The organism is Streptomyces sp. SID5785, from assembly GCF_009870065.1.
GTDB lineage: Bacteria > Actinomycetota > Actinomycetes > Streptomycetales > Streptomycetaceae > Streptomyces.
Genome location: NZ_WWIA01000178.1, coordinates 1 through 5,057, shown reverse-complemented (window position 1 = coordinate 5,057; position 5,057 = coordinate 1). Strand labels below are relative to the sequence as shown.

Genomic DNA, 5,057 nt, shown 5'->3' with positions numbered 1-5,057 from the left:
CTGCGCGACCAGCCACGACGAGACCCGCACCCGGCGACGGGAGACGCGGAGCTACGGCGCGACCGGCACCGCACCGGGCACAACGCGCCCCGTGACCTCGCCCAGGCCCACCCGGACCCCGCCCGCACCGGGCGCCCACGCACTCAGCGTCACCACATCCCCGTCCGAGAGGAACCCCCGCTCCGCCCCGTCCGCCAGCTTCAACGGCCGCGTCCCGTTCCAGGTCATCTCCATGAACGACCCGCGCTCGTGCTCCCCCGCCCCCGAGATCGTCCCGGACCCGTAGAGGTCACCGGTGCGCAGCGACGCCCCGTTCACCGTCATGTGCGCCAGCATCTGCGCCCCGGTCCAGTACATGCCCGCGTAGGGCGGCTCCGAGACGACCTGGCCGTTCAGGGTCACGGTGATGCGCAGGTCGTACCCGGCGGGGTCGACGTCCGCCGCGGAGTCGTCGAGGTACGGCAGCAGCGGGACGGTCCGCTCCGGCGGAGCCACCCGCGCCGCGTCCAGCGCGTCGAGCGGCGTGATCCACGCGGACACCGACGTCGCGAAGGACTTGCCGAGGTGCGGGCCGAGCGGGACGGCCTCCCAGCCCTGGATGTCGCGGGCCGACCAGTCGTTGAGCAGGCAGATGCCGAAGACGTGGTCCCGGTACGCGCCGAGCGGCACGGACGTGCCCTGCGCGGACGGGGTGCCGACGACGTATCCGACCTCGGTCTCGATGTCGAGGCGGACGGACGGCCCGAAGACCGGTGCCGGGTCGGCGGGGGCCTTGCGCTGGCCCGAGGGGCGGACCACGTCCGTGCCCGAGACCACGACCGTCCCCGCGCGGCCGTGGTAACCCACCGGAAGATGCTTCCAGTTGGGCTTCAGCGGCTCCTCGTCCGGCCGGAAGAGACGGCCCAGGTTGGAGGCGTGGTGCTCCGACGCGTAGAAGTCGACGTAGTCCGCGACCTCGAACGGCAGGTGCAGCGTGACCGTGTCGAGCGGGTGCAGGTGCGCGCGGACGGTCTCGCGGTGGGCGGGCACCGTGACCCAGCCGGTGAGCGCGCGGCGCACGTCGGACCAGGCGGTGCGGCCCGCGGCGAGGAGCGGGTTGAGGTTCGGGCGCGCGAGCAGCGCCCCGTAGGGGGAGCCGAGCGCGGCGGCGACGGCGCCCGCGTCCAGGACGTGGTCGCCGAGGCGGACGCCCACGCGGGGCTCCTGCCCGGCGGGCGAGAAGACGCCGTACGGCAGGGTGTGTGCACCGAAGGGGTGGCCTTCGGGGAGGTCGAACGGGTCGAGCGGGGTGTGCTCGGACGCGGCTGCGGCTGCCATGCCTACGGGCCTCACTTTCCATTCGGGTGCGCCACACGTTACGTGGGAGACGGGAGTTCGGGCAGTGCCTAAAGAGTTCGCAATGTCCGAATGACCCGTTGATGGAGTGGTCGGTTCGGGCTTAGCGTCTATGTCCGGTGAGCGCGGACCCCGAACACGGGTGGGGGAGGGTCCGGCGCTCGGAGGGGGACAGGACACGTGGGGGGACCCGTGGCCAGGAGTACCGGCATGGCCGGGAGCACGTCGCTCGACGTGGACCGGGACGTGGCAGGGCTCGTCGTCAAGATCGGCGACTATCCGCTGCACCACGGAGGAGTGGGCGCCATCCGCAGTCTGGGCCGTCTCGGCGTGCCCATGTACGCGATCACCGAGGACCGTCACACGCCGGCGGCCGCGTCCCGCTATCTGCGCCGGGCGTTCCCCTGGCGCACCACCGGGGCCGAGGATCCGGAGCGGCTCGTCGACGGGCTGCTGCGCGTCGCCCGCCGGATCGGCCGCCCCACGGTCATGATCCCGACGGACGAGGAGGCGGCGGTCCTGCTGGCCGAGCACCAGGAGCCGCTGCGCGCCGCCGGGTTCCTGCTGCCGCCGGTCGAGCCGGGCCTGCCGCGCCGGCTCGCCAGCAAGCAGGGGCTGCACGAGCTGTGCGGGGAGCACGGGATCGCGTCGCCGGTGGCGGCGTTCCCCGAGTCGGCGGCGGACGTCGCGCGGTTCGCGGCGACGGCGCGCTTCCCGGTGATCGCCAAGAACCGGGAGGCGTTCACCCGCCGCAGCCGCCCCGCGGTCAACGGGACGACCCGCATCACCACCCCGGACGGCCTGCGGGAACTGGCCCGCGACTGGGGCGAGAAGCCCGGGGTGATCCTCCAGGAGTACCTGCCGCGCGAGGACGCCGAGGACTGGATCGTGCACGCGTACGTGGACCGGGACGCGACGCCGCTCGCCCTGTTCACCGGGGTCAAGGTGCGCTCCTGGCCCCCGCACGCGGGCATGACGGCGCACGCCTACGTCGTCGACAACCCCGAACTGGCCGACCTGGCCACCCGGTTCGTCAAGGAGATCGGCTTCACCGGGGTCGTCGACCTCGACCTGCGCTTCGACCGGCGCGACGGGCGGTACAAGCTGCTCGACTTCAACCCCCGGATGGGCGCGCAGTTCCGCCTGTTCGAGAGCGGGGCGGGCGTGGACGTCGTGCGCGCCCTGCACCTGGACCTGACCGGCCGCCGTGTCCCGGAGGGGGAGCAGCGCGCGGGACACCGGTTCGTCGTGGAGAACATCGACCTGCCGGCCCTGCTCGCGTACCGGCGCAGCGGATACACGACCCCGCACGCCCCGGCCCGCGCGAGCGGGACGGAGCCCGCGTGGTGGGCCGCGGACGATCCGTGGCCGTTCTTCACGATGCTCGCGCGCACCGTCCGGCCGGGCGCCAAGCACCTCTACCAGCTGTGGCGGACCAGCCGCCGCGGCACGAAGTGAGCACGCGTCAGCACGTCCTGCACGCTGCGTCGTCCTGGAGGGGGACTTCGTGATCCATCCGGTAGCTGTCATCGGTGCGGGCCCCTACGGCCTGTCCACCGCCGCCCATCTGCGGGCGCGCGGCATCCCCGTGCGGGTCTTCGGTGACCCCATGGTGAGCTGGCGCGCGCACATGCCCGCGGGCATGATCCTCAAGTCCGTCCCGTCCGCCTCGAACATCGACGCACCGCAGCGCGGCCACGACCTCGTCGACTACTGCGACGCCGCCGGGATCGACCGGCTCGTCACCGACGAGGACCTGGTCACGGCGGACACCTTCGTCGCGTACGGCGACTGGTTCCGCAAGAAGCTCGTGCCCGACCTGGAGCAGGTCCGGGTCGTGTCGGTGGACCGGCGCGGCCGGGCCGGTTTCGAGCTGAAACTGGACTCGGGCGAGCAGTTCACGGCGCGGGCCGTCGTCGTGGCGACCGGCCTGTCGGGCCTGGAGCACGTGCCGGGCGAGCTCGCGGCGGCCGTGCCCGACGGTCCCACCCCCACGGGCCCGCTCTCGCACAGCGCCCAGCACCACGACCTGAGCCGGTTCGCCGGCAAGGAGCTGCTCGTCGTCGGCGCCGGCCAGTCCGCGCTGGAGACGGCGGCGCTCGCGGCGGAGGCCGGGGCCACCGTGCGGGTCGTGGCCCGCGGCAAGGGCCGTGTCCGCTTCGGCGAGCCGCCCTGGCGCCAGCCGCGGCTGCGCCCGGACACCCCGTTCGGCAGGGCCTGGTCGCTGTACTTCCTCACCTACTATCCGCACCAGTACCGTCAACTGCCGCCGCAGGCGCGGCACTTCCTCACGAAGCGGGTGCTCGGACCGCTGGGCGCCTGGTGGCTGCGCGAGCGGTTCGAGGGGCAGGTCACGGTGCGGGACGTCGCGGCGGTGCAGCGGCTGACCGTGTCGGGCGACCGGCCCTGCGTCTCGGTGCGCACCCACGGCGGCCGGCGCGCCGACCTGGTCGCCGACCACGTCATCGCGGCCACCGGCTACCGCGTCGACCTCGCCGCGCTGCCGTTCCTCGGCGACGGCCTGCGCACCCGCATCGCCACCAGCCGTGGCACGCCGCGCCTCGGCGCGGGCTACGTCTCGTCCGTGCCCGGCCTCTACTTCACGGGCATGCTCGGCGGCTCCTCGTACGGTCCGGTCATGCGCTTCGTGTGCGGCACGGAGTTCGCGTCCCCGCGACTGGCCGGGCACCTCGCGGCGGCGCACGGGTAGGCTCCGCCGGCGCGGGCCGGGCGGCCCGGGGCGCGCGGGGAGCAGGTGCCTCACCCGATCGGGGCGGACCGTGCCGCTCCCGCACCCGGCCCGGGCCGAAGGAACGTTCTGGTCGGGGAAACGACGCGGCTCCGGGTCCGTATTCTTCGCCCCATGGCCGCACTTGCATATGCCCTCATCGCCACCGACCTGGACGGAACGCTGCTGCGCGGCGACGACACGGTCTCCGACCGGACGCGCGCGGCGCTCGACCGGGCCGCCGCGGCGGGAGCCCGGCACATCGTCGTGACCGGACGGCCCGCGCCCCGCGTGAAGCCGCTCCTGGACGATCTCGGCGGTGGGCTCGCGGTGTGTGCGCAGGGGGCGCAGCTCTACGACCGGTCGACGGACCGGCTGCTCTGGTCCCGCACGCTGGACCGGGAGTTGGCGGAGACGGCGCTCGGCAAGATCGAGGCGGAGGCCGGACAGCTGCACGCGGCGGTCGACCAGGACGGGGTCGACGGCCTGACGCTGATCGAGCCCGGCTACCTCATGCCGCACCCCACGCTGCCCGCGGTACGGGTGCTGCGCCGGGCCGACCTGTGGGAGCGGCCCATCAGCAAGGTGCTGCTGCGCCATCCCGAGCTCGGGGACGACGCGCTGGCGGAGATCGCGCGGGCCGCGGTGGGGTCGCTGGCGACGGTCACGATGTCGGGGCCGGGGACGGTGGAGCTGCAGCCGCTCGGGGTGACGAAGGCGACGGGGCTCGGGCTCGCGGCGCAGCGGTTGGGGGTCGCGGCCGCCGCGACGGTCGCCTTCGGTGACATGCCCAACGACGTGCCGATGTTCCGGTGGGCCGGGTGGGGGGTGGCCATGGCCGGGGCGCATTCCGCGTTGCGGGCGGTGGCGGACGAGGTGACCCTGTCGAACGAGGAGGACGGCGTCGCGGTGGTCGTGGAACGCCTCGTGGGCGCCTGACCCCGACCCGTCGCCGAGTGCGGCCCGGTGGGGGCTGGTCGCGCAGTTCCCCGCG

Annotated in this window: 4 protein-coding genes; 3 read left to right on the top strand and 1 reads right to left on the bottom strand. The window is 74.2% G+C overall.

Annotated features, from left to right (window positions below; translation table 11 throughout):
• Positions 1-51: 51 nt before the first annotated feature.
• Positions 52-1,317 (bottom strand): fumarylacetoacetase, encoded by a 1,266-nt coding sequence (gene fahA / locus GTW43_RS05480; protein WP_161300482.1) that lies wholly within the window; start codon positions 1,315-1,317, stop codon positions 52-54.
• A gap of 228 nt (positions 1,318-1,545) precedes the next feature.
• Between fahA and GTW43_RS05475 the strand changes: the two genes are divergently transcribed.
• The 3 genes from GTW43_RS05475 (at position 1,546) to GTW43_RS05465 (ending at position 5,002) form a co-directional block, all read left to right on the top strand.
• A complete protein-coding gene (locus GTW43_RS05475) occupies positions 1,546-2,793 on the top strand; it encodes an ATP-grasp domain-containing protein (RefSeq protein ID WP_161300481.1) in 1,248 nt (415 codons plus the stop codon).
• Positions 2,794-2,842: 49 nt separating this feature from the next.
• Positions 2,843-4,045, top strand: a complete 1,203-nt coding sequence (locus GTW43_RS05470; RefSeq protein WP_161300480.1) for an FAD-dependent oxidoreductase — start codon at positions 2,843-2,845, stop codon at positions 4,043-4,045.
• A gap of 153 nt (positions 4,046-4,198) precedes the next feature.
• Positions 4,199-5,002 (top strand): HAD family hydrolase, encoded by an 804-nt coding sequence (locus tag GTW43_RS05465; RefSeq protein ID WP_161300479.1) that lies wholly within the window; start codon positions 4,199-4,201, stop codon positions 5,000-5,002.
• Positions 5,003-5,057: the final 55 nt, after the last annotated feature.

Excerpts from the sequence above, each read along its gene's own strand:
- fahA (WP_161300482.1), bottom strand. The coding sequence starts at position 1,317 with ATGGCAGCCGCAGCCGCGTCCGAGCACACCCCGCTCGACCCGTTCGAC.
- GTW43_RS05475 (WP_161300481.1), top strand. The coding sequence starts at position 1,546 with ATGGCCGGGAGCACGTCGCTCGACGTGGACCGGGACGTGGCAGGGCTC.
- GTW43_RS05465 (WP_161300479.1), top strand. The coding sequence starts at position 4,199 with ATGGCCGCACTTGCATATGCCCTCATCGCCACCGACCTGGACGGAACG.